Genomic DNA, 24813 nt, shown 5'->3' with positions numbered 1-24813 from the left:
CCTATAAAGCTGGCAGCCTATTTTCTCGACTTGAAGTAATTCATCAGGCCGTTGGTCGAGCTGTCATACTCGTTCGACTCCTTGCCGTCGTTCAATTGAGGCAGGATTTTCTTGGCAATCTGCTTGCCGTATTCCACGCCCCATTGGTCGAAGGAGTTGATGTTCCAGATGATGCCTTGCACGAATATCTTGTGTTCGTAGATGGCGATCAGTTTGCCCAGGGTCTTGGGAGTGAGCTTGTCGAACAGGATGGTGGTGCTCGGGCGATTGCCCTCGAATACCTTGTGCGGCAACAGGATTTCAAGCTCATCGCCGCTCAGGCCTTGCGCGACGAGCTCGGCCTTGGCTTCATCCAGCGTCTTGCCTTGCATGAGGGCGCTGGTCTGCGCGAAGCAGTTGGCAAGCAGGATCAGGTGGTGTTCGTTGCCGTTCTTGCCCACGCTGTACTGGCTATGCAGCGGCATCATGAAATCGCAGGGGATCAGACGGTTGCCCTGATGTATCAATTGATAGAACGCATGTTGGCCGTTGGTGCCTGCTTCGCCCCAGATGATGGGGCCGGTGGTGCATTGCACGATGCGGCCGTCGCGGGCGACGAACTTGCCGTTGCTTTCCATATCGGCTTGCTGCAGATAGGCAGGGAAGCGCGCCAGGCCTTGGTCGTAAGGTAGTATAGCGAGGCTGTCTGCGCCGAAGAAGTTGTTGTACCAGACGCCCAGGAGCGCCATGATCACGGGAATGTTCTGTTCCAGCGGCGTGTTCTTGAAATGCAGGTCGATTTCATGGCCGCCTTGCAGCAGTTCCTCGAAGTTGTCCATGCCGATGTAGATGGCGATGGACAGGCCGATCGCAGACCACAGGGAGTAGCGTCCGCCCACCCAGTCCCAGAACTCGAACATGTTGGCGGCATCGATGCCGAACTTGCCGACTTGGTCCGCATTGGTGGAAATCGCGACGAAGTGTTTTGCAACGTGCGCTTCATCCTTGGCCGCCTGCAGGAACCAGGTGCGCGCGGAGTGCGCATTGGTCATGGTTTCCTGGGTGGTGAAGGTCTTGGACGCGACGATGAACAGCGTGGTTTCCGGGTCGCATTGCTCCAGGGTCTGGGCAAGATGGGTGCCATCGATGTTGGAGACGAAATGCGCGTTCAGGCCGGCCTGGGCATAGGGCTTGAGGGCGCCGCACACCATGACGGGCCCGAGGTCGGAACCGCCGATACCGATATTGACGACATCGGTAATGCGCTTGCCGGAGTAGCCCTTCCATTCGCCCGAACGGATGCCGTCGCTGAATTTGCGCATCTGGGCCAGCACGCGGTTGACTTCCGGCATGACGTCCTTGCCGTCGACATATATAGGTGTGTTGCTGCGGTTGCGCAGGGCCGTGTGCAGCACGGCGCGGTTTTCGGTGAAGTTGATTTTCTCGCCCGAGAACATGCGGTCGCGCCATTCCTCGACCTTGGAGTCGCGCGCGAGCTTGAACAGCAGTGGTAGCGTTTCATCGGTGATGCGGTGCTTGGAATAATCCAGCAACAGGCCTTCGGTGTTCAGGGAGAATTTTTCGAATCGGCGCCCATCCTTGGTAAACATGTCCCGCATCTGCAGGGGGAGGATTTCGTGATAATGGGCGCTAAGGTCATGCCAGACCGGACAGTTTGTTGGGTTTGTCATTGCGGGTTATATGTTTATTGGTAATCTTTAAAGTGGTTTGGTCATCTGTCTGTTTGCGAGGGTTGGCGTAAGCTGGCATGTCAATCCGAACAGCTTGCTGCATATAATGACCAGGTTCAATCCTGATGATTCTATTCAATTCTGAGTAAATAGACAATTTTAGTATGCGGCCGCTTTTCGCCGGATGGGCGGGGTAGTGCAGGTTGTGATTGATTAATTGATATTTTTTGGCTATAGTTTCGGGTTTTCCACCTTGCCTCACCGTTGCGCATACGGGAGGCTGTTAATCCAAAAGGAGATTCTATGCGACATTATGAAATCGTTTTCATCGTCCATCCGGACCAAAGCGAGCAAGTGCCAGCGATGATCGAGCGCTATCGCACACTCGTCACTTCCAATGGCGGTACCATCCATCGCCTGGAAGACTGGGGCCGCCGTCAATTGGCTTACCCAATCCAGAAGATTCACAAGGCGCATTACGTGCTGATGAACATCGAGGCTAGCCAGGAAGTGCTGGACGAGCTCGAGCACGCATTCAAGTTCAACGATGCAGTATTGCGTCACCTGACCCTGAATACCGACGAAGCCGTGACTGCGCCATCCCCAATGATGAAGGAAGAGAAGTCCAAGTCATTGCTGGCCAAGGACGAAGCTGCTGCACCCGCTGCAGAGCAAGCCACAGCTTAATAAGTAGTGAGTTTAAACAGGCTGGAGTTGGACGGCGAGTTCACGCAGGTTGCGGAACTGCGCTACACCCCGGCAGGAATACCAGTATCGAGTTTCGTCCTGAAACATATGTCTGAACAGGTCGAGGCGGGAATGAAGCGCAAGGTTGAATGTGACGTGTCAAGCATGGCCATGGGGCCGCTGGCGCTGGAAGCACAGAAAATCAGCGAAGGGACGCAGGTGAAGGTGATCGGGTTTCTCGCAAGGCGCAGCCTCAAGAGCTCGCAGCTGGTATTGCATATACAAACATTGGAAAGAATTATCTGAAAGGTTTTCATCATGGCACGTGACATGTTCAAACGCCGCCGCTACTGCCGTTTCTCGGCAGAGGGCATCAAGCAAGTGGATTACAAGGATGTTGATCTGCTGAAGGATTTCATCAACGAAAACGGCAAGATCATCCCAGCCCGTATTACTGGCACCAAGGCCAAGTATCAGCGCCAGCTGACTACTGCAGTGAAGCGCGCCCGCTTCCTTGCCCTCCTGCCATACACTGACAAGCACTAAGAGGTGAGACCATGCAAGTTATTCTGTTGGAAAAAGTAGTTAACCTGGGCAACCTCGGTGACATCGTCAAGGTGAAGGATGGCTACGGCCGCAACTTCCTGATCCCTCAAGGCAAGGCAAAGCGCGCGACCGAAGCCAACAAGGCTGAGTTCGAGGCACGCCGTGCTGAGCTGGAAAAGCAACAAGCCGAGCAACTGGCTGCTGCGCAGAAGCGTGGTGAGAAGCTGGCTGGCTTCCTGCTGCAAGTAACCCAGAAGGCTGGCGTTGACGGCCGCCTGTTCGGTTCCGTGACTACCGGCGACATTGCTGAAGCACTGACCGCGCAAGGCTTCGAGGCTTCCAAGTCTGAAGTGCGCCTGCCGGAAGGTCCTTTGAAGGTGATCGGCGATCATCAGATCAGCATTGCATTGCACCACGACGTGGTGGTCGAGATTACCGTTTCCGTACTCGGCGAGTAATACTGCATCCGGCTTTCATGCCATCGAAAGGGCTGCCATCGGCAGCCCTTTTTGTTTTGATGATTCCTGCCCATCCCCGTGCATATTATTGCCCGGAACGGGCCACCAACCCGCAAGCCTATTGTTATAATGCGCCATGGCTGACGACACACTAGAATCCCTGAAACTTCCCCCGCATTCCGTAGAGGCAGAGCAATCAGTATTGGGCGGCCTGCTGCTCGAAAATGAAGCGATGGACCGTATTGCCGACATCCTCGGCGCCGACGACTTCTACCGGCACGATCATAAGTTGATCTTCCAGCACATCAGCCGCCTGTTCGAGCGCAGCAGGCCGGCCGATATCGTGACCGTGGCAGAGTCGCTGGAGAACTCGGCCGAGCTTTCCAGCGTGGGCGGGCTGGCATACCTTGCGGCATTGGCGCAGAACACGCCGACGGCGGCCAATATCCGCCGTTACGCCGAAATCGTGCGCGAGCGCTCAGTGATGCGCAAGCTGGTCGAGGTCGGCTCCAATATTGCCGAGAGCGCATACAACCCCTTGGGGCGCGACGCCCAGCAATTGCTGGATGAGGCCGAAGCCAAGATTTTCCAGATTGCCGAAGGCGGTAAGCGCTCGACCCAGGGCTTCCTGGACATGAAGACCCTGCTGCCGCAAGTGGCGGACCGTATCGATTACCTCTACCAGCGCGACAACCACAGTGACGTCACAGGTATCCCCACCGGTTTTACCGACCTGGACGGCATGACTTCAGGCATGCAGGCCGGCGACCTCATCATCGTCGCCGGGCGTCCGTCCATGGGCAAGACCTCGTTCTCGCTCAACATTGCCGAAAATGTTGCCCTGGATACCGGATTGCCTGTCGCCGTCTTCTCCATGGAAATGGGCGCAACGCAGCTGGTGACCCGGATGATCGGCTCCATCGGCAAGCTCGACCAGCACCGCATGCGCAACGGCAACCTGGAGGACGAGGACTGGGTGCGCCTGACGACGGCACTCGGCAAGCTGAACGAGGCGCCCATCTATATCGACGAAGGCGCGGGCTTGAGTTCATTCGAAGTGCGCGCGAGGGCGCGGCGACTGCACCGGCAAGTGGGGAAGCTGGGCCTGATCGTGATCGACTATTTGCAGTTGATGACAGGCACTTCCTCCGGCGGTGGCAGGAGCGAGAACCGCGCCACGGAAATTTCCGAAATCTCGCGCTCGCTCAAAGCCCTGGCAAAGGAGCTGGACGTGCCCCTGATCGCGTTATCCCAGCTCAACCGCAGCGTGGAGCAGCGTCCCGACAAGCGCCCGGTCATGTCTGACTTACGCGAATCCGGCGCGATCGAGCAGGATGCCGACTTGATCCTGTTCATTTACCGCGACCAGGTATACAACCCGGACAGCCCAGACAAGGGCACCGCCGAGATCATCATCGCCAAGCAGCGTAACGGCCCGATTGGCCGCGTGCGCCTGACCTTCCTTGGCGAAAATACCCGCTTCGAGAATTTCGTCGGGCAATACCAAGACAACTATGACGAGTAAGCATGCGTGCGACCAAAGCGACGATTGACTTGGGCGCGCTGCGCCACAACCTGAATCTTGTGCGCGAGCGTGCGCCGGGCTCCAGGGTGTTGGCGGTGGTCAAGGCGGATGCTTACGGTCACGGCCTGTTGCGGGCAGCGCCAGGCCTGGAAGACGCCGACGGCTTTGGCGTGTTGCGCCTGGGCGAAGCCCTGGCCTTGCGTGAATCGGGCTATAGCCAACGCCTGCTGTTGCTGGAAGGGGTGTTCGGCATGGATGAGCTCGATGCCGTCGCCCGGCACGACATCAGCATTGTCGTGCACAACGAGCAGCAGCTCGCCATGCTCGAGGAGAGGGCAGCCGCGCCCGCCAAGCCTATCTCGGTATTCCTCAAGATGAACAGCGGCATGAACCGGCTGGGATTCAAGCCGCAGGCCTACAAACAAGCCTTGCAGCGGCTGGAGTCTTGCCCTGTGGTCGCAGACGTCAGCTTGATGACGCATTTCGCCACAGCGGACGACGAGCAGGGCATCGCCGGGCAACTCGATGTATTTGATGCCGCAACGGCCGGCTTAAGCCATCCCGTTAGCCTGGCCAATTCCGCCGCGATCTTACGTTTTCCGCAAGCGCATCGAGACTGGGTGAGGCCGGGCATCGTATTGTACGGCGCATCGCCGGTATCGGGCGTCAGCGCGGCCAGTTTCGGGCTACGGCCCGCGATGCGTTTCACTAGCGAAGTGATCGCGGTGCAAACGCTGGGGGCCGGGGATATCCTTGGATACGGCGCGCGTTTCACCGCAACGCAGACAACAAAGGTTGCCATTGTCGCCTGCGGCTATGCGGACGGATATCCGCGCCATGCGCCCAACGGCACGCCCATCGCGGTTGGCGGGCAGCTCACGCAAACCCTGGGGCGCGTCTCCATGGACATGCTGTTTGCGGATATCACGCAGTTGCCCGATGCCGGAGTCGGCAGCGAGGTGGAGCTCTGGGGCGAGGCAGTGCCGGTGGATGCGGTTGCCGAGGCGGCGGGCACGGTGGGGTACGAGCTGTTGTGCGCGGTGGCGCCGCGCGTGGTGTTCAAGGTGATAGGCTGATGGCGAAGGCAAAAACGGTTTATAGCTGTACCGAGTGCGGCGGGCAAACCCCGAAGTGGCAAGGGCAATGCCCCTCGTGCATGGCATGGAATACCTTGGTCGAAAGCGTGGTGGAAGCCGTCCCTAGCCAGAACCGCTATGCCGCGCTTGCACAATCCAGCGGCTTGCAGAAATTGGCCGATGTCGAGGCTGCGGACGTGCCGCGCCACCCGACCGGCATTCACGAATTCGATCGCGTCCTGGGCGGAGGTCTGGTGCCGGGCGGTGTGGTGCTGATTGGGGGAGATCCCGGCATCGGCAAGTCCACCTTGCTGCTGCAGACCTTGTGTCACATCGGCAGTATGCGCAAGGCTGTCTACGTTTCGGGCGAAGAGTCCGCGCAGCAGATCGCCATGCGCGCCAAGCGCTTGGGCCTTGACGCCGGCCCGGTCGAGCTGCTGGCGGAAATCAGCCTGGAAAAAATCCTGGCCACCTTGCAGCAGCACAAGCCCGAAGTGGCCGTCATCGACTCGATACAAACCCTGTATTCCGAGGCCTTGCAATCGGCCCCGGGTTCCGTGGCGCAAGTCAGGGAATGTTCCGCCCAGCTGACGCGTTTTGCCAAGCAGGCGGGCGTGACCATGATCCTGGTCGGGCACGTGACCAAGGAGGGTTCGCTCGCCGGTCCGCGCGTCCTGGAACATATTGTCGACACCGTGCTGTATTTCGAAGGGGACCAGAACTCCAGCTTCCGGCTGGTGCGCGCCTTCAAAAACCGTTTTGGCGCCGTGAACGAACTGGGCGTGTTCGCCATGACCGAGAAGGGGCTGCGCGAGGTCAGCAATCCCTCGGCATTGTTCCTTTCGCACCATGCAGAGCAGGTCGCAGGCTCATGCATCACTGTGACGCAGGAAGGGAGCAGGCCGCTCCTGGTGGAAGTGCAGGCACTGGTGGACGAGGCGCATGCGCCCAACCCCAAGCGCTTATGCGTCGGCCTGGAGCAGAACCGGCTTGCCATGTTGCTGGCCGTCCTGCACCGCCATGCCGGCGTAGCCTGCTTCGACCAGGACGTGTTCATCAATGCCGTGGGAGGCGTCAGGATCAGCGAGCCCGCCGTGGATCTTGCCGTGCTGCTTGCGATTGTCTCCTCGCTGAAAAACAAACCCCTGAACAATAAATTGATCGTGTTCGGCGAGGTCGGCCTGGCTGGCGAGGTCCGCCCGGTACAGCGCGGCCAGGAGCGCCTGCGGGAGGCTGCCAAGCTCGGTTTCACCCATGCGATAGTCCCCAAGTCCAATTTGCCCAAGCAAGCGATCGAAGGCTTGGACGTCAAAGGGGTGGAACGCCTCGACCAGGCTTTGCAATTGTTGAGTAACGGGTGACCCGGCCTGTAGGTTGTTTAACCTCATGATTTGTTATGGTAAATGAAGTATTACTCAGAGGATTGCGGTCATCTGCCACTGGATGGAGCATAAAAATAAGCGTTTTCTTAGGCAAAACGCTTGGTCAGCACCGGAGATTTAATATATAATCCGGCCTCGTTTTGCGGAGAGGTGGATGAGTGGTTTAAGTCACCACCCTGGAAAGGTGGCACAGGGGCAACTCTGTCGAGGGTTCGAATCCCTCCCTCTCCGCCAGATTACTTAAGGCCCCGATATATCGGGGTTTTTGCATTTATAGGCTATCAATTCAAGCCTGGGCGGCAATCTTCCAAGGTGCTCAATGTCATGCAGTCCTTTTACTAAGTCAGTAAAGATGGTCACCTTGCGCCTGAATGAAATTCCTACAGTTGTTTCAGTTATCCCTGGCTTATTTTATCTCCTGGTTTCAAGCACCATTCCTACAGCATGAAACTTAAGCGAGTATCGCTTCAGCATGTTGGTGGCGCATTATTTCCAATCTCTCAACGGAAAAATTCTTTCTATTTCTATTCCTTGCCAAGGAGGACTGAACGATGAAAGCGAACCTTTTAGTGTTATTGGCTTTAACGGTTGCATATCCGGTAGCAGCTGATATGGCGCAAGATAATATTGTCATTGCAGGCGCAGCAGGAACAGGCGCAGCAGGAACAGGTGCGGCAGGAACAGGCGCAGCAGGAACAGGTGCGGCAGGAACAGGTGCGGCAGGAACAGGTGCGGCAGGAACAGGTGCGGCAGGAACCTCGCCTAGTACTTCTCCAAGCACTTCACCCGGCGGTACAACAGGTACAACAGGTACAACAGGTACAACAGGTACAACAGGTACAACAGGTACAACAGGTACAACAGGTACAACAGGTACAACAGGTACAACAGGTACAACAGGTACAGGCGTTCAAGGATCGCCAGGGGATCCGACCAATACAGGGTCGCCAGGCAGGCCAGCAACGCCGCCAGGCACTCCTCCCGGCGCACCAACAGGGGCCCCCTCCAGTCCTGGCTCTACTTTCGATAATGGGGCAGACCCGTATGGGCAAGGAAATGGTGGAAGGGTAGGACCCTAAGAGCGGTTGAATGTTGTTTATTGAATTAAATAACCCGTCTTGATAAAGATCGAGACGGGTTTTTCATGTTTGTTATTTACTCAAGCGCTGGGGATGAGCTGTTGTCTGTCTCAGGCATGTAGGCAAATATCCAGTCTATATAAGCTTTTTTCTTTTCAAACTCCTGATAGGGCGGCGGGAAGTTCCGGGTTTTGAAAGGGCGTTCGCCCGAGAGGCTATATACGCCCATGATGCCGCCGCTGGGCGCATAAAGCAGGCCCCAGCCTTCTCTTTGCGTGACGGGGTCGATATAGAGTTTGCGCAAATGGCGTTGCGGGGTGGGGAAGCGGTTGTCCTTCAATAGCGAGTCCAGTGTAGGCGGAAACTGTTTCACCATGCCGGGAGACTGGTTGTAATAGGACCCGATGGCTTTGCGGATGGTGTCGCCTACCTTCATCAGCTCCTGCTCGCGCTCGCGCCGCTGCATGTCGCTCCAGCGGTTTCCCGCTTCAGCCAGGGCTAATCCCATGAGGATGATCACAAGCAGCGCGCCCATCAGCGCCATGCCTTGCTGTCGCCTACCATTCGGCATAGTAGCTCCCGTCCGCGGCCATGGCCTCCGAGCCGCTGCGGATGTCATAGATTTCGCCTGGGATATTGGCATCCTCAGGCGGCACCAGCATCCAGGTCTCGGTACTTTCGGTAATGGGGTCTTCCGGGATCGCGCGCAGGTACTTGCGTTCCACCAGGTCATACAGGGTGTCGGGATAACGCCCGGTATCGCTGTAGAACTTGTCGATGGCATCGCGCATGACGATGAGGTCATGCTTGAGCGAGTTTTCGCGGGCGCGGTCTATGCTGGAGAAATAGCGCGGCGTGACCAGGCTCAGCAGCGTGGCGATGATGGCGAGCACCACCAGCACCTCGATTAGGGTGAATCCCAATATCCTTGCTGGTTTTTGTCCTGAAATTGGCCGCATGCTTACCATTCCCGGTACGGCTGCTGGTTGAGCCCGGTATCGCCGGATAGGGAATAGACGTCGTAGACGTCCTCGCCCTCGGCAGGCTCCTCGAACGAGCTGGCATAGCTGCGCTTGCCCCAGGTGGCTTCATTCGGCAGCTCGGGGTCGGAGGCGAACGGGTCGCGCGGAATGCTGCGTAGGAAGTGGATTTTCCGCTTCTTGGGATCGCGCGGGTTTTCCACGCCCTGCACCAGGATTTGCAGGCTGGGGGGATACCCGGATTGCCCTGGGGTTTTCTTGATGAGCCCGTCATCTACGGCTTTCTTGTAAGCGTCGATTGCATCGCGCAATTGCCAGAGGTGGCGCTTGAGTTCTTGTTCCTTGGCGCGCTTGGCTGTCACCTGCATCACGGGCGCGGCCGAGCTGAGGATCAGCGCCAGCAGCACCAGCGCCACCATGAGCTCGATCAATGTAAAGCCGTAAGATGGTTTCGAGCACTGCTTCATTGTTGCTCATCCGGGCTCGCAATGTCTTCCACCGGGCGCATGACCGATCCGGCAAAGGAGCGGTCCGACTCGGCGCGTTCGGCCTGGATTTCCTGCGGGGTCTTGACCGGTGCAGCAGGTGCGGCTTGCGCGGTGACGGCGCCTGGCTCCGCGGCCCGGCCCGGCCTAGATGCGCTGCGGTCTATCCCGGCCGGGAAGGTTGTGTAGATGGCATTTTCCGGGGTGAGGTTGCTGATGATGCGAGGTGTGATGAAGAGGGCGATCTCTTTCTTGCTCAGGTCGTTGTTATTGTTGTTGAACAGTTTGCCGACCAGCGGCAGCTTGGAAAGTCCCGGTACGCCATTTGTGATCTTCTGTTCGTCGTTGCGCATCAGGCCCGCAAGGATTTGTGTTTCTCCATCCTTCAGTCGCAGGATGGTGCTGGCGTTGCGGGTGCCTATGGTATAGGTAACAGTGCCCGAATTTGTAGTCATGCGGTCAGTCTGGTTGCTGACTTCCAGGCCAATCTTGATCGATACTTCATCGCGCAGCAGGATGGTGGGCTCGACGTCGAGTTTGACCCCTACCTCGATGTAGTTCACCGTCTGCGATACGAAGCCGGTGGAGTTGGCGACGCTGGTGAGCACCGGGATGCGGTCGCCGACGTGTATCTTGGCTTTTTCACGGTTCTTGACGCGGATATGCGGGTTGGCCAGCAGGTTGGTGTCGGTGTCCTGCTGCAGCAGGTTCAGTGCCAGCACCGGGTCGCTGATGCTGAAGACGCCGAGGTTGGAATTGAAGTTCTTGAGCTCGTTGATGGTAAGTTTGCCTGGTGCTCTTGTGGTACTTCCGGTATCTCGTCCCTCAACGCCGAGAGAGACAGAAGTAGGATAGCGGATACCGATGTTCTCCAGGCTGCGGCGGTTGATTTCCAGCACCTCGACCTCGAGCATGACTTCCGGCTCGGCCATGTCTTGCGACATGATGAGTTTTTCCGCGGTGCGGATCGCTTCCGGCGTATCCCGCATCACCAGGGTGTTGAGCTTCTCGTCGATATAGATGTCCTTGGTCTTCACCACGGTCTTGATCATGGCCATGAGCTTCTTGGCATCGGTGTTGCTCAGGTAGAAGCTGCGCACGAAGGTTTCCTGGTATTCCTGGCTGCGGCTCAAGGGATAGATCAGCAAGGTGTTGTCATTGAGCACTTTCTTGCCGAGCTGGTTGCTCGCGAGGATGACGTCGATGGCTTCCTCGATCGGCGTATTGCGCAGGAATACGCTGGTGCGCTGGTCGCTGCGCAGTTCCTGGTCGTAGGTGAAGTTGATCGCGGCGGCCTGTGAGATGAACTCGAACACCGACTTGATGGTGACATCCTTGAATTCCAATGAAATTGGACGCTTGAAGGAGGAGCGGATGTGGGGCGGGTTCACCACCTTATCCATGCGTTTCTGCTCGATCTGCTCGAACAGGGCGCGCGCGCTGCGGTTGCTGGAGTCTTCCGCCAGCACGGTGCGTGCCAGGTTCTGCGCGCCTTCCCAGTCCTGCTTGGCGAGCAGTTCGTCGGCGCGCTGCATCATGGCGTCGTGCGTGGTGGCGATGCGCATCTGCTGGATACCGTTTTGCGCACGCTGGTTTTGGCTGTCGAGCTCGAGCACGCGCCGGTAGGCGATGTCGGCCTCGCCCCAGCGCTTTTGCTGCTTGAGCTGGTCTGCCTCCTTCAGGAGGATGGCAAGCTGGATGTCCTGCTGCTGCTTGAGGTAGTTGCGGTATTCCGGATTGTCGGGGAAGGTGCGCACCAGGCTCTTGAGCCGTTCTATCCCGGCTTCGACCTGGCCGGCGTTGATCATGTCCCTGGCTTGCTGGAACTCCAGGTTGGTCTGGTTCTGCCGCATTTCCGTGCCGGAGCAGGCGGCGAGCATGATCGCGATAAATACCGCGCTGAATTTCAGGCTTGCGTGCGATGTGGTGTTCAATTGCTTTCTCCAATCATCAATGGCACATCAGCACGCAATGGCTGATAGCTTAGGATCATGCGGGAAGGGGTGATTTCCTTGACCTTCCAGTCGCCGACGATATCGCCGGTCTTGACGCTGACATTTTTTTCTCCGAGGGAGAGAAAGACGGTAAATTGGCCGTGGTCCTCCAGCTTGCCCGCATAGGTGAAGGGGAGCGGAGGAATTTCCATGGCCTGCTGTACGATGGGTTGTTGTATGGTTTCGGCCTGGGCGACGAGTTGCCCGCCGCCGAATAAATTGTGCTCGCTGTCCTGCCAGGGCGCGCGTTGCAGCCGGGCCACGTCCAGTGAGTTCGCACCTGCTGACCGGGACTCTCCAGACGTCCTGGATTTTGGCAGGCTTTTCACGTCGGTACGCGAACCCTGCGGGCGCGACGCCGCGACTTGCACCTCGTCGGCCTGCTCGTCGTTCAAGGCGGTCCATACCGTGGCAGCTACCGTCATGGTCAATGCTGCCCACACCAGCCACTGTCTCGGCGTATGCTTCATTGCCCGTCCTTGCGCAGGTAGAGCGTGAGCTTGAGCCTGGCTTCGACATGGTCGCTCAGCATGTCTTCGCGCTTGAGTGAGATATCGTTCAGCGCGGCCGATGGCAGGGTGTTCATGACGTCGGCAATGAAGCGGCGGATGTCGAGGTATTGTCCCTGTAGCGGCAAGCTGAGCTGGTACTTGGAGAACGCTGCCGATGATTGCCGGCTCAGGGTGTAGTCGACCTTTTCCGGCACCAGGCCGTGCTGCTCTGCAATATCCAGCACCTGGTTCAGCAGGGTGGTGGCTTCGCTTTCGCGCGGCAGGAACTGGTAGAAGGCATTGAGCGAGGCCTGCGGCGAACGGTCTATCCACTGGCCCTGATGCTGTGGCATGGCGCGGTGCATGGCGGCGACATCGAGCTTGAGCTGCTGCAATGCCCTGGCATGCGGCCAGGCATAGGCGAGGGCAACGAGCAGGCAGGCTGCCAGCAAACCCAGCCCCAGCTTGCTGAGCCCGTCGAGCTGGCCGAGGCGGTAGCGCAGTTTATGCAGCTTGCCGACACTCATGGCTGCTGTATCCATACGGCCTCCACGACGAAACGCACCGGCATGGGCTGGTCATGATGAAACTCATGCGACATCAGCAGCACGTCGTTGAATACGGACTGCTCGGAGAGCCCTCGCACGTATTTGAACATATTGACCACTTCATTGGTGTTGGCCGTAATCCTCAGCTTGTGCAGCCTGGCATTGGGCTCGATGCTGGCGAGTTTGATGTCCGCGACCTTGATGCTTTCCAGCGCCAGGAACAGTTTCTGCCACGGCAAGGCGAGTTCGTGCATGGCGGCTTGCACTGCCGCGATCTCTTGCTGCTTGGCTTGGTCTTCCTTGGGGTTGAGCCTGGGAGCGCTGACCGGGGCCTGCATCTGCTGCAGGTCTGCGTTCAGCCGTTGGCGCTCCGAATTCAATTGCTGCATCCAGCTCAACAGCGCGATGCCGCAGGCCGCCGCCAGCAGGAGCGTCACGATTCCCTTCACAGGCCGGTCTTGCAGCAGGGGGGCGTGGTTGATGGAGATGACGGGTAGCATTACTGCCATGCCTCCATGCCGTGTTGGTCTTGCGAGGAGGACAGGATGTTGTGCACCTTGCGCCCGGGAAGCTGGAGCGCTGGCCGGCCGTCCGCGGCGTAGAACACGACAGGCCATTCGCTGTTGTCCACGCCTGCGATGATGGATTCGCGGTCCAGCAATGCCTGCAACTGGTTTTCGATATCGCTCTCCGCGGCATAGCTCTGCAGGCTCAGCCACTGCCCGTGCTGCACCAGGGCGATGGTGATGCGGTCGTTTTCCAACATGACCAGGTTCAAGGCGTCGGGTAAAGGCGTGCGCGCCAGCTTGCGCCGGATGACGTCGGTAGCGATCATCAGGTGGGGGTGGATGTGCTGCACCGGCATTCGCGCTTGATTGAACTCCTCGCGCAGGGCTTGCAGCAGCTTCTCGTCAATGGCGCTGGCAAAGGTCGGGTGGCCGTAGGCCACCGGCGTGGTGCGGATGTCCCATGCACGTGAAAACTCGCCGTAGACCTGCGTGAAGTAATGCCTGACGAACGCGCTTTGCTCCTTGCGGGTATGCAGGCTGGCGTTCCACGGCACGATGGCATAGTGCGCGAAATAGTTGGAGACCACCACCCTGGGCTGGCAGCCTCGCCATTGGCGGTTTTGCAACTGCTGGTGCAGGCTGGAAACCGCCGGCTGCCAGAACTCCCGGTTCTGGAACGACTCGCTGGTTGAGCGCAATGCAATATCTTCCTTTGCCACGACCCTGGCCTTCATGCCGCGCTTGATCCTGAGCATGGTGAGCGTGCGCGGCTGGATCAGGACGCGCAGTTCGTCCCGCCATGGAAAGGCCCACGAGGCGGAAGGCCAGCTAAACGAGCGAGGTAACACGGTTGATCTCCTGTAGGGTGGTTTCGCCGCGCTTGACCATGTCGAGCGCGGCTTCTCGCATGGTGCGGGTACCGTTTGCGCGCGCGGCTTCCTTGACCTTGCGTACCGGCTCCCGCGTGATGATGAGCTCGCGGATGACGTCGTTGAACACCAGCAGTTCCGCCACGGCCTTGCGCCCCTTGTAGCCGGTGCCATGGCATTGCCCGCAACCCTGGCCGGCGCGGAAGCGGTATTCGCCGATCGACTCCGGCGCAATGCCGGACTTGGCGATCAAAGCGGGGTCGGGCGTGTCGTCTATGGCGCAATGCGGGCAGATCGTGCGCACCAGCCGTTGCGCCATGATGCCGTTGATCGCCGAGACGAAGCTGTACGGGTCCACGTTCATGTTGGTGAAGCGGCCGATGACGTCGAATACGTTGTTGGCGTGCACTGTGGTCAGGACCAGGTGGCCTGTCAGCGCGGATTGCACCGCGATCTGAGCGGTTTCCGCATCGCGGATTTCGCCCACCATGATCTTGTCCGGGTCGTGGCGCAGGATGGAGCGCAGGCCGCGCGCGAAGGTCAGGCCCTTCTTTTCGTTGACTGGGATCTGCAGCACGCCGGGCAATTGGTATTCCACCGGGTCCTCGATGGTGATGATCTTGTCCTGGCCGTGGTTGATCTCGGAGATCGCGCCATACAGCGTGGTGGTCTTGCCACTACCGGTTGGCCCGGTCACCAGCAGCATGCCGTAGGGCTCCTCGGCCAGCAGGCGGAAGCGCGCCATGATGTCCGGCTCGAAGCCCAGCACGTCGAGGCTCAGTCCCTGCGCCTGATCTGAAAGCGCCTTGCGGTCGAGGATGCGCAGCACCGCGTCTTCTCCGAACACGCTGGGCATGATGGAAACGCGCAGGTCGACTTCGCGCCCCAGCGCCATGACCTTGAAGCGGCCGTCCTGCGGGATACGGCGCTCGGCGATGTCGAGCTCGGACATCACCTTGATACGCGAAATGGCTTGTTCCGCCTGCATCACGCCGTGGATGCTGCCCACGCTGCTCAGCACGCCGTCGATGCGGTACTTGATGGTCAGGCCGTGCGCGTCGGTCTCCATATGGATATCGCTGGCGCCTGCCTTGAGCGCGTCATACAGGGTGGAGCGCACCAGCTTCACCACGGGCGAGGTGTCTTCCGCGATCGAGCGCAAGGAAATGTCCTCGATGGCGCTGTTGCCGCTCTCGCTCTCGACCTGTTCCGGCAGCAGGCCATCCATGGCGCGCATGCTTTCCTCGAAACGGGAAAGGAAGGCGGCAATATCCTTGCGATGGGCGATGCTCCATTGCGCAGGCTCGGGCAGCAGTTGATTCATGCGGCTGTATAGCTGCGCATCGAAAGGGTTGGCATGCACCATGTGCAGCTTGCCGGCCTCGTCGCGCAAGGCGAGGCATTCCTGCCTGCCGGCCTCTGCAAAAGGCAGCAGCTGGAAATCCGGCTGCCACTCGTACATTTGCAGGATGCCGAGCACGGGGTAGCGCATGAGCCTGCCGAGCGCATGCATGAAGGTGCCGGCATCGAGTCCGGAAATCTCTTCCAGCACGTCCAGCAGCGGCTGCTTGCCTTGTTGCGCCAGTGCGCGCGCCTGCTGCACTTTCTCCAGGTCGATCCGGGCAAGGCCGGAACCGGCCTGGAGCAGGGAGGGGTGGTCCAGTGGCTGGTTCATTGTATGCTCCCGGCCAGGTCGAAAATCGGCATGTACATGAGCACCACCACGACACCGATGATCAGGCCGATCACCACCATCAGCAGCGGCTCCAGCAAGCGCGTGAACCAGTCCACGGCGCGGGCGATTTCCTCGTCGTAGAAACTGCCGATGCGCTCCATCATCTCGCCCATCCGCCCGGTGCGCTCGCCCACGCGCAGCATGCGCAGCGCGATCGAGGTGGTCATGCCGTGCTCCTCCATCGCGCTCGACAGCGGCTTGCCTTCGCGGATGTCATGCTCTGCCAGTTGCAACTGGTGCTTCAGGCTGGGCTGCAGCAGGGAAGCGACCATCTGCATGCCGGTCACGAGCGGGATGCCGCCTTGCAATAGCATGCCCAGCGTGCGGTAAAAGCGCGCCAGCTGGTAGATGCGCATGGTTTCGCCCAGCGCGGGGATTTTCCATAGTTGCTGCAACAGGGTGTTGCGGACCACGGGGCGGCTCAAGGCCACACCCAGCACGCTAAAGACAATGACGGAGGCCAGCAAGGCGACTTTTCCATGCTCGTGCAGCAGGCGGCCCCAGGAGAGCAATAATTGCGACATCCAGGGCAGGTTGTCCCCGGCGCTTTCATAAATGGCGCTGAAGCGCGGCACGACGTAGCCGAGCAGGAACAGCATCACCAAGCCACCGACGACGATCAGCAATACCGGGTAGATGGAGGCCGTGGTGATCTTCTTCTTGACCGCATCCAGCTGGCCCTGGTAGGTCACATGGCGGTTCAGCGCCTGCACCATGTCGCCGGTGCGTTCGCTGCTGCGGATCAGCGCCACATAGAGCGGGGGGAATGTATTGGGGAACTTCTCCAGCGCGCCCGACAGCGGCAAGCCTTCATAGAGCAAAGCCAGCAATTGCTTGAGCAATGTGCGCGACTCGGCATGGCCTTCCTTCTCCGCCAGGGCCTCGATGGCCTCGACCAGGCTCAGGCCGGAGTCCAGCAGGGACAGCAGTTCCTGGCTGAACAGCATGAGGTTGAACCTGGGCTTGCGCAATCGAGCGCCTATGCCTGCGCTTTCCAGGTGCTTCAAGCCCAATACGCTGTAGCCCTGCGCTTCCGCCTGCAGCCGCGCCTGCAAACCATCACTGGCCTCCAGGGTCAGCGACTGCACTTCTGCGCCGCGTGCGACTTTAAGCTCGAATTTCATGCGCGATGGTATCCGTCAGCGCTACTGCCAGCTCACGATATCGGCAGATTCCTCGCTGCCGCCCAGTTGGCCATCCTTGCCGAACGACCATAAATCGTAATCCCCATGCTCGCCGGGAGAGCGGTATTGGTAAGGTTTGCCCCATGGGTCCTGCGGAAGGGCTTTTTGCAGGTAAGGGCCATGCCAGCGGGACTCGTCCGACGGCTGCGCGTTGAGCGCCGCCAGGCCTTGTTCCGTGCTGGGATAGCGGCCGGTGTCGAGCCGGTATTGGTCCAGCGCCTTGCCCAGCGCCTCGATTTGCGCCTTGGCAGTCTTGGCTTCCGATTTGCCGATCTGGGCAAAATACTTGGGGCCGACGTAACCTGCCAGCAGACCGATGATCACCATCACGACCAGCAGCTCCAGCAGCGTAAAGCCGAGGTTTGTCTGCTTGGCAGGCAAGGGCTGAACGCAAGGATTGCCGGTCATGTCAGTGTTGCCTGTCATATCAGTATTCAATGGGCGAATGCGGGAAAACGGCATGGCGGTATCCTCAAGGTTGCGGTGTGGTGCTGTTGGTTGCGGGCTTGGATAACAAGCCATTAGGTACGAATCCAGGCACGCTGAGTTCGACGAAGGGGGCGATGGCCTGGCGCAGGCGGATCGCCTGCGGCTGTTCGGCTGGCGTTTCGTTGTTGCAAAGCGCTTTCACGTACAGCATGGGGGAGGCCGGGCGCTTGGGCAGGCCGACCAATGTCGTGAAATTGACCCAGTCGTCGTTCAGGGAAGCGGTTTGCTGGCTGAAGGAAGGAACGGCGCGCTCGGTCGTTTCCACGCCGTTGATGGCTTCGCGGAAGGCAGGCTCGGTCAGCGGCTGGCGCTCGTAGCCGGGGCGCTTGTAGTACTGCACGGCGGTAAAGCTGCGGTCGATGCGGTAGACCGGCTCCGCCCCCGTGGCGTACATCGCATAGGCGACCTCGATGTCCTGGCCCGCAAAGCCGCCTCTCGCGATATCCGTGATGCGGAAGAACTGCTTGCCGTGCAATTGCGCGTTGTAATCCGCATCCGCACTGGACAATGCCAAAACCCTGGTGCCGTAAATGCATTCGCCGACGGCCGGGTTGCGCCAGACCACATCCATCACATTGGCGATTTTCTTATCCGTTTGTCCCGTCAGCGTATTGTTCATCACGACTTGGCGGTTAGCGTGCTTGAACAGCTTGAAACCGGGCAGGGGGGCGGCGATTTCGTTTTCGGGAAATATAGCGCAGGCATTGCTATGCTCGACCGTGGGTTTGCGCGGGGCCATATGGCGGCCTTCGGGGTCGAACTTGCCGGTTGCATTGCAGAGAATATAGGCGCTGCTGCCGTGCTCCAGCAGCACGCCGCTGATTGGCAGCGGCTCGAAGCCCGTGGCATGCGCAGTGGACAAGAACATGAGCAGGCCGGTTGCCCAGCAGCACTTAAAGCATGTGCCGGGATTGCGGGGGATGGGGTGCATGAGCATGGCGGGCATCATGGTCAATTCGCCGCAAAATACTGGTTCAATGCATGCAGCTGGGCCTCGTTGAGCATCCCGGCGGCTTGCTTGAGATTGATGATGTCGTTGACCAGCACGTACTGCACGCGGCTGAGTTCAAGTCGGCTGCGGAACAGCTTTTGCTGCGCGTTCAGGACCTCGATGTTGGTGCGTGTTCCTGCAGCAAAGCCTTTCTGCGTGCCTTCGAGGGCGATCTCGCTCGATTTCACCGCCTGGCGGTAGGCGGAGAGCGCCAGCAGCCCGCTGCGTATGCTGTTGAGGTATTTTTTCGTATTGGCCTCGATGTCGCGGGTGCGCAGGTTGAGCAGCTCCTCGGCCGCATCCACCCTGTTGAACGCCTGGCGCACGCTGGCGCTGGTGAAGCCGCCAGCGAACAGCGGCATGTTGAGCTGCAACGCAATGGTGGTGGTGTCGAAGCGCGAGCCCAGAGTATTGTTGCTGTCGTTCTCGCTAAAGGAGCGGACGCCGACTAGGTCCAGGGTGGGGAAGTGCCCGGCGCGCTTTTTCTCCACATCCTGCTTTGCGACTTCCACCGAGAGCCGGGCGGCGGTGATTTCCGGGTTGTTGCCCAGCGCCTGCTGCATCCAGAATTCGAGATCGTCGGAATCCGGCACCCCGGCCGGCAGCTGGGCAATGTCGAGTGGGGCGATGTTGGTGACGGCGACGCCGCTCATATTGCTCAATGTCTGCTTGAACACCGCCAGCGAATTCTCGGTGGTGATGAGCTCGGCCTGGGCCAGCTCCAGGTTGGCTTGCGCCTCGTTGATCTCGGTCACGGTGCCTTCGCCGTTGTCGTAACGCCGCTGGGCCTGATCAAGCTGCTGGCTGGTGGCGGTGATATTGCTGCGCAATACCTCCACTTTTTCCTGCGCATACAGAGTTTCGAAATAGGTGGCGGCAAGGCGGCTGATCAGCGTGGCGTTTTCCTTGAGCAGCAAGGCTTCCTTGCTTTGCACGTTCGCCTCCGCGCCGCGGTAGGTCGCGATGTTTTCCTTGTTGAACAAGGGCTGCCTCAGGCTCAGCGCATAGTTCTGGATGTCATAGTTGAGCCGGGTGTCGATGGCGCCCAGGCTGGTTTGCGTGGTGCGGTCCGTGGCGCCGCGGCCGACGCTGGCGCCGAACTGCACCCTGGGCATGAATAAGGCGCGGCTCTTGTTGATCTCCTCGCGCTCCGCCGCCATGTTGGCCTCGGCAGCCTTGTACTGCGCATCGTACTGCAAGGCTTTTTCATAGAGGCTGAGCAGGTTTTCGGCGGCATGCAGCGGGGCGCTGGCGCAGATTGCCAGCGCGCAGAGCATGCGTACCAGCGCCAATCGATTCAATTTCATGGGGTAACGGCGGGTCATCATCCTGCGGGTTCCTCACTCTTCCTTCATCGAGGCCGCAATCCGCTTCACCAGCGGGTGCATCAGGTAGGTGAGCAGGGTGCGCTCGCCGGTGCGGATCACCACCTGTACCGGCATGCCGGGTTGCAGGCGGCGGTCGCCCAGGGTTTTCATGCCGTCTTCCGTGATGTTGATACGCGCAAGGTAGTAGCTGGAAGGCGCCTGGCCGCCCGTGCCGGGGTCTACCAGCAAATCGCTGGAAACCGTCTTCACCTGGCCCTCCAGCAGCAATTGCGGCGTATTGGAAAAGCTGGAGAAGCGCACGTCCGCATCCTGCCCGGTATGGATCTTGTCGATGAGGTGGGGGGGGATTCGAGCATCGAGGATCAGGGGCTCGTCGAACGGCACGATATCCATGATTTTCTGCCCGGGCTGGATGACTGCGCCGACGGTATGCACCTGCAAGCCGACGACCTGGCCGCTGACCGGCGCAGTGACGGTGATGCGCTGCAATTCATCCCAGAGCGGCTTGTACTTCTCGGCATCGGCCTGCACCGCGAGCTTCACCTGCGCCATCTCGGTGTCGATCTCCTTCTTCTCGGTTTGCTCGCGTGCGGTGATGCGCTGCTGCAGCTCGAGGATGGCCTTGCGGCTGCGCAGGATGTTCGAGTCGTTGGTCGCGATCAGGCCGTAGGTTTGGGCCAGCTTTTGCTCGAGCTCGTTCTGCTGGTTGCGCGGCGCGAAACCCTCGCTCACCAGTTGCCTGATGCCGGCCAGTTGCTGGGTCAGCAGTTCCAGCTGCGATTGATAGCTGCCGGCCACCCCCTGGTAGCCTTCGATCAGGGCCTGCTGGCCCTGGATGGATTCGCGCATTGCCTCGACATCGGCGCGCAAGGCCTCCTGGCGCGCGCGCAGCAGTTGGGACTGGTTCAGAATGAGCTGTTGCACATAAGGGTCGCCTTGCTGCTTGATCAGCTCTTCATGGAACACAATACTGCCCGCGCCCAGCTTTTCCGCGAGCAGGCGGCTTTCCTGCGCCAGCAGCCCCAGGTAGCGCTGGCGCACCTCGTCGAAGCGCGCCTTGCTTGCGGTGGCATCCAGTGTGAACAGCACGTTGCCGGCCTGCACCGCCTGGCCTTCGTGCACCATCAACTGGCTGATGATGCCGCCGTTCAGGTGCTGTACGGTTTTATGCCGTCCTTCCACCGTCACCACGCCCTCGGTCGGCACGCCTTCGTCCAGCGGAGCCAATGCGGCCCAGGCGAGAAAGCCGCCAAAACCGAGCAGCAGGATGATAAAGCCCAGCCGTGTCGTGCGCTGTTCATGGGCATGCCCGGCTGCCTGCTCGTGCAAGGGGATTACCTTGGATTCGTGCGCAGGCGCATCGGGCACCCCGTGTTGTAAAGGCAGGTTCATGTTGTTCATCCTTATGCCACCTTGCTTGCCGGGGTTTGCCTTGCCCGGTTGAGTTCTGCGATCACCTGGTCGCGCGGGCCATGGCAGACCATGGCGCCTTGGTCGAGCACCAGTAGCTTGTCCGTAATATTCAGAATGTGCGTACGGTGCGAGACGATGACGATGGTCTTGCCCTGGTTTTTCAGGAGCAGCAGCGCGGTGATCAGGCTGGCTTCGCCCTGGTCGTCCAGGTGCGAGTTCGGTTCGTCCAGGATGATGACGGCAGGCTGCTGGTAGATGGCTCTCGCTAGGCCAAGCAATTGGCGTTGGCCGCCGGAGAGCACAGGCGCCTCGGCGTCGATGCGGGTGTCGTAGCCTCGCGGCAGCCGCAGGATGGCGTCATGAATGCCCGCGGTTTGTGCAGCCTGGATCACCTTCTCCGGGTCCGGCTGCGTGAAGCGGGCAATATTCTCGGCAATGCTGCCTTCCAGCAAGGCGACCTCCTGCGGCAGGTAGCCGATAGCTGCCGCATATACATTGGCAGGCAGACGCGAGAGCGCAATGCCGTCGACGAGAATTTCGCCTTCGCGGTTATCGCAGATGCCCGCGATGCAGCGCACCAGCGTGGTCTTGCCCGAGCCCGAGGGGCCGAGAATACCGAGAATCTCGCCCGGCTCTATGCCCAGGTTCAAGGGGCGGAGCAGGGGCTTGCCGCCGGATGCTTTCACGGCCACCTGCACCAGCGCCAACCTGCCCTTGAGCGGTTCGTCCGGCGTCGTCAGGTATGCAGGGTCTTCATCCTCATGGGTGCTGGCTAGCAATTGGTTGATGTTGGCGGCAGATGCCTTGGCCTGGATGAACTGCTTCCAGGTGCTGACGATAACGTCGAAAGGCTGCAATGCGCGCGCGATCAGCACGTTGGAGGCGATCATCGCGCCGATCGAGATATCGCCTTTCACCGCCAGCAGGGCGGCCACGCCCAGCATGCCCGATTGCATGGTGTAGCGCGCAAACTTATTGACCTGCTGGTTGCGGCTCTGCACTTGGTTTGCCTGGGCGTCCAGCGCATGCCAGCGCGACTGGATGCTGCGCCAGCGCTGCCACAGGGAAGGCAGCATGCCGAGAACGTGCAATGTCTCGATATTGCGCAGCTTGCTGTCGAGGAATTGCAGCCCCTGCTGGCGGGCCTCGGCAGTTTTTTCCAAAGGCAGCGATGTACTGCGCTGGTTCCAGAGCGCGAGTCCGAACTGGACCAGGCACAAGGCAATTGCCAATGTTCCCAATATCGGACTGAGGACGAACAATACCGCCACATACAGCAATGTCCAGGGCAGGTCGAAGAAAGCGAACAAGCCGTTGCTGGTGACGAAGTGGCGGATGAAGGTCAGCTCCTGCATGGCCTGGTGCGTACCGTTCGATGCAGGCGGCTGCGTTGCCAGTCCGAGCGAGAACAGCCTGGAGGTCAACAGCTGGTCGAAGCGCACGCCGGCCTTGATCGCGACCATGGAGCGCACCCAGTCTGAAAACGCCATCACCATGAACAGGAATACGGTGATGAGGGTGACGGCGAGCAGCGTCATCTCGCTGCGGCTCAGCAATACCCGGTCATATAGTTGCAGCAGGTAGAGCGTGGGCGCGAGCATTAATATATTGGTCACCATGCTGAAGGCGGCAATGGCCCAGGCTTCACGTCTGAACAACGCCAGGTAGCCGCGCAGAGAGACAGGCGGCCTGTTCATGCCTGCATCCTCGGCGTGTTGCCGGCTTGCTGCAACGAAGCCAGCACTTCATCCGGCTTGCCGTAGCGCAGCATCTGGCCCTTCATCATCACCATCATGGTGTCGGCAACGTGCCGTATGCCTTGCAAGTGGCTGATGATGACGAACGTCGTTCCCTGCGCCTTGAGCGTGCGCACCGCGTGCTGTAGGCATTGTTCGCTGGCTTCGTCCAGGTTGGCATTCGGCTCATCCAAGACCACGACCGCAGGCTTGCCGTACAGGGCGCGCGCCAGGCCGACCAGCTGCCTGCGGCCGCCGGAGAGCAGGTGGCCCTCATGGCCGATGCGCGTATCGAGGCCGTCGGGCAAAGAGTCTATCCAGGCTTGCAATTGCAGCAGTTCAACCACACTTGCCAGCTTCTCCTGGTCTGGCGTGCCGAAACGGACGATATTTTCCGCGACCGAGCCGTCTAGCAGGGCGATTTCTTGCGGCAGGTAGCCCAGGTGTTGCCCGAGCTCCGCCTTGTCCCACTGGAAGGCATCCACGCCATCCAGCCTTACCTTGCCGGTGCTGGGTTGCAGCAGGCCGACCAGCAACTTCGAGAGGGTCGTCTTGCCGGAGGCGGAAGGGCCGCTAATGAGCAGCGCCTCGCCCGGATGCATGCGGAACTGGATATTGCGCAGCAAGGGTTCGCGCGCGTTGTCCGGCAGGGCGTAACTGAGGTTTTCCACCGAGATCTGTCCGGTCGGCGCAGGCAGCGCCATGCCGGGCCGCTTGGCCGGGTGTTGTTCCAGCAATTCGTCTAGCCTGCCGTATGCCTGCCATGCATTGGCAAGGCTGCGCCATTGGGCGATGAGCTGGCTGAACGGGGCCAGCACCCGTGCGGCCAGGATAGAGGCGACGATCATCATCGCGGCCCCGTTGACCAATGCCTGGCTGACCACCAAGTAGCAGCCCAGCCCCAGCACCAGTGATGTCAGGGTGATTTGCAGGAATTTCGAATATGCCGCGTGCCTGCCTGCAATTTCGGAGGCCATGGCCTGCTTGCTGAGAAAGGCTTGCTGCTTGTCCTGCCAGCGCGCCTCAAGCGGCGCTTGCATGCCCATGGCCCTTACCACGTCTGCATGCTGCTGGATATTGCTGAAATAACTCTGTGCCGCCAGAGCATATTGATTGGCTTCCTGCAGTACCGGCTGCACGCGCACCTGGTTGAGCAGCGCGACCACGGTCTGGATTGCCAGGCCGAGCAGGGTCAGGTATCCCAGGCTGCTATGGATGAAGAAGATCGCGACAACGAAGATCACGATGAAAGGAATATCGATCAGGCCGAGCAGGGCGGGGGAGTAGAGTATTTCCCGCAGGCTGCGATAGTCGGCAAACACGCGCTGTGCGGGGAAGCCGGCATTGGCGAGCTTGGCGGCGAATGCGGCATTGAAAATATGATGGTTCAATGATTGGTCGAGCTGGCCGGCAGCTTGCAGCATCATGCCGCGGCGCACCCATTCCAGGCTTTCCATGATCAGGTAAATAAAGACCACCATCATGGTGAGCATGAGCAAAGTGCCAAGATTGCGACTGAAAATCACGCGATCATAGACTTCGAGCATGTACCACGATGGCGCCAACACAAGAAGGTTGGTAAAAAAACCGAAGAAAATCACTCGACGGAAGAGAGAGATGAGATCCATCAAGGATTTC

Annotated in this window: 25 protein-coding genes and 1 tRNA gene; 9 read left to right on the top strand and 17 right to left on the bottom strand. The window is 59.6% G+C overall.

From position 1 onward, the window contains the following. Positions 1–17 precede the first annotated feature (17 nt). Positions 18–1670: a glucose-6-phosphate isomerase gene (gene pgi, locus ACW4YW_RS01345; protein WP_457135902.1), complete on the bottom strand. Its 1653-nt coding sequence runs from the start codon at positions 1668–1670 to the stop codon at positions 18–20. A 303-nt stretch (positions 1671–1973) separates the two neighbouring features. Here pgi and rpsF point away from each other — a divergent pair, with 303 nt between their 5' ends. The 9 genes from rpsF (at position 1974) to ACW4YW_RS01300 (ending at position 8415) form a co-directional block, all read left to right on the top strand. Beyond that, positions 1974–2357 (top strand): 30S ribosomal protein S6, encoded by a 384-nt coding sequence (gene rpsF, locus ACW4YW_RS01340; RefSeq protein ID WP_457135901.1) that lies wholly within the window; start codon positions 1974–1976, stop codon positions 2355–2357. A 6-nt stretch (positions 2358–2363) separates the two neighbouring features. Then, positions 2364–2663 carry a primosomal replication protein N gene (gene priB, locus ACW4YW_RS01335; RefSeq protein WP_457135900.1) on the top strand — a complete coding sequence of 100 codons (300 nt, stop codon included), beginning with the start codon at positions 2364–2366 and terminating at the stop codon, positions 2661–2663. A 12-nt stretch (positions 2664–2675) separates the two neighbouring features. Continuing rightward, a complete protein-coding gene (gene rpsR / locus ACW4YW_RS01330) occupies positions 2676–2903 on the top strand; it encodes a 30S ribosomal protein S18 (RefSeq protein ID WP_011479550.1) in 228 nt (75 codons plus the stop codon). A gap of 11 nt (positions 2904–2914) precedes the next feature. Further along, complete coding sequence (gene rplI, locus ACW4YW_RS01325; RefSeq protein WP_457135899.1) at positions 2915–3361, top strand: 50S ribosomal protein L9; 447 nt, start codon at positions 2915–2917, stop codon at positions 3359–3361. A gap of 136 nt (positions 3362–3497) precedes the next feature. Further along, on the top strand, positions 3498–4886 hold the full coding sequence (gene dnaB, locus ACW4YW_RS01320; RefSeq protein ID WP_457135898.1) for a replicative DNA helicase: 1389 nt from the start codon (positions 3498–3500) through the stop codon (positions 4884–4886). A 2-nt stretch (positions 4887–4888) separates the two neighbouring features. Beyond that, positions 4889–5962, top strand: a complete 1074-nt coding sequence (alr, locus tag ACW4YW_RS01315) for an alanine racemase (RefSeq protein ID WP_457135897.1) — start codon at positions 4889–4891, stop codon at positions 5960–5962. Continuing rightward, entirely contained in the window at positions 5962–7323 is a 1362-nt protein-coding gene (gene radA, locus ACW4YW_RS01310; RefSeq protein WP_457135896.1) for a DNA repair protein RadA, read from the top strand. Before alr ends, radA begins: the two co-directional genes overlap by 1 nt. Before the next feature lie 165 nt (positions 7324–7488). After that, a tRNA-Ser gene (locus ACW4YW_RS01305) sits at positions 7489–7578 on the top strand. Positions 7579–7971: 393 nt separating this feature from the next. Continuing rightward, entirely contained in the window at positions 7972–8415 is a 444-nt protein-coding gene (locus ACW4YW_RS01300; RefSeq protein WP_457135895.1) for a hypothetical protein, read from the top strand. An 84-nt stretch (positions 8416–8499) separates the two neighbouring features. Here the strand turns inward: ACW4YW_RS01300 and ACW4YW_RS01295 are convergent, their stop codons facing one another. The 16 genes from ACW4YW_RS01295 to ACW4YW_RS01220 form a co-directional block, all read right to left on the bottom strand. Continuing rightward, on the bottom strand, positions 8500–8994 hold the full coding sequence (locus ACW4YW_RS01295; protein WP_457135894.1) for a type II secretion system protein: 495 nt from the start codon (positions 8992–8994) through the stop codon (positions 8500–8502). Beyond that, positions 8981–9382 (bottom strand): type II secretion system protein, encoded by a 402-nt coding sequence (locus ACW4YW_RS01290; RefSeq protein ID WP_457135893.1) that lies wholly within the window; start codon positions 9380–9382, stop codon positions 8981–8983. Before ACW4YW_RS01290 ends, ACW4YW_RS01295 begins: the two co-directional genes overlap by 14 nt. 2 nt (positions 9383–9384) lie before the next feature. After that, the gene (locus tag ACW4YW_RS01285; RefSeq protein WP_011479557.1) at positions 9385–9870 is read right to left on the bottom strand and encodes a type II secretion system protein; all 486 of its coding nucleotides are present in this window, start codon (positions 9868–9870) and stop codon (positions 9385–9387) included. Beyond that, positions 9867–11768: a secretin N-terminal domain-containing protein gene (locus ACW4YW_RS01280; RefSeq protein ID WP_457136487.1), complete on the bottom strand. Its 1902-nt coding sequence runs from the start codon at positions 11766–11768 to the stop codon at positions 9867–9869. The genes ACW4YW_RS01285 and ACW4YW_RS01280 overlap by 4 nt, the downstream gene beginning before the upstream one ends. Positions 11769–11818: 50 nt before the next feature. Continuing rightward, positions 11819–12352: a hypothetical protein gene (locus tag ACW4YW_RS01275; protein WP_457135892.1), complete on the bottom strand. Its 534-nt coding sequence runs from the start codon at positions 12350–12352 to the stop codon at positions 11819–11821. Next, the gene (gene pilO, locus ACW4YW_RS01270) at positions 12349–12915 is read right to left on the bottom strand and encodes a type 4a pilus biogenesis protein PilO (RefSeq protein ID WP_457135891.1); all 567 of its coding nucleotides are present in this window, start codon (positions 12913–12915) and stop codon (positions 12349–12351) included. The genes ACW4YW_RS01275 and pilO overlap by 4 nt, the downstream gene beginning before the upstream one ends. After that, entirely contained in the window at positions 12897–13421 is a 525-nt protein-coding gene (locus ACW4YW_RS01265; protein WP_457135890.1) for a hypothetical protein, read from the bottom strand. The genes pilO and ACW4YW_RS01265 overlap by 19 nt, the downstream gene beginning before the upstream one ends. Then, positions 13421–14278: a hypothetical protein gene (locus ACW4YW_RS01260; RefSeq protein WP_457135889.1), complete on the bottom strand. Its 858-nt coding sequence runs from the start codon at positions 14276–14278 to the stop codon at positions 13421–13423. The genes ACW4YW_RS01265 and ACW4YW_RS01260 overlap by 1 nt, the downstream gene beginning before the upstream one ends. Continuing rightward, complete coding sequence (locus ACW4YW_RS01255; RefSeq protein ID WP_457135888.1) at positions 14259–15974, bottom strand: GspE/PulE family protein; 1716 nt, start codon at positions 15972–15974, stop codon at positions 14259–14261. Before ACW4YW_RS01255 ends, ACW4YW_RS01260 begins: the two co-directional genes overlap by 20 nt. Then, the gene (locus tag ACW4YW_RS01250) at positions 15971–17158 is read right to left on the bottom strand and encodes a type II secretion system F family protein (protein ID WP_457135887.1); all 1188 of its coding nucleotides are present in this window, start codon (positions 17156–17158) and stop codon (positions 15971–15973) included. The genes ACW4YW_RS01255 and ACW4YW_RS01250 overlap by 4 nt, the downstream gene beginning before the upstream one ends. A 21-nt stretch (positions 17159–17179) precedes the next feature. Continuing rightward, positions 17180–17626, bottom strand: coding sequence for a type II secretion system major pseudopilin GspG (gspG, locus tag ACW4YW_RS01245; RefSeq protein WP_457136486.1), 447 nt, complete (start codon positions 17624–17626; stop codon positions 17180–17182). Between the two features lie 64 nt (positions 17627–17690). Next, entirely contained in the window at positions 17691–18656 is a 966-nt protein-coding gene (locus ACW4YW_RS01240; RefSeq protein WP_457135886.1) for a hypothetical protein, read from the bottom strand. A 2-nt stretch (positions 18657–18658) separates the two neighbouring features. Further along, complete coding sequence (locus ACW4YW_RS01235) at positions 18659–20026, bottom strand: TolC family outer membrane protein (protein ID WP_457135885.1); 1368 nt, start codon at positions 20024–20026, stop codon at positions 18659–18661. Between the two features lie 12 nt (positions 20027–20038). Continuing rightward, a complete protein-coding gene (locus tag ACW4YW_RS01230; protein WP_457135884.1) occupies positions 20039–21418 on the bottom strand; it encodes an HlyD family type I secretion periplasmic adaptor subunit in 1380 nt (459 codons plus the stop codon). Positions 21419–21429: 11 nt separating this feature from the next. Further along, a complete protein-coding gene (locus ACW4YW_RS01225) occupies positions 21430–23136 on the bottom strand; it encodes a type I secretion system permease/ATPase (RefSeq protein WP_457135883.1) in 1707 nt (568 codons plus the stop codon). Beyond that, positions 23133–24803, bottom strand: a complete 1671-nt coding sequence (locus tag ACW4YW_RS01220; RefSeq protein ID WP_457135882.1) for a type I secretion system permease/ATPase — start codon at positions 24801–24803, stop codon at positions 23133–23135. The genes ACW4YW_RS01225 and ACW4YW_RS01220 overlap by 4 nt, the downstream gene beginning before the upstream one ends. Between the last annotated feature and the right edge of the window lie 10 nt (positions 24804–24813).

The sequence above is a fragment of the Methylobacillus pratensis genome (genome assembly GCF_054072455.1).
Note: the sequence above shows the minus strand (reverse complement) of the source record. Positions and strands in the feature narration are given on the sequence as shown.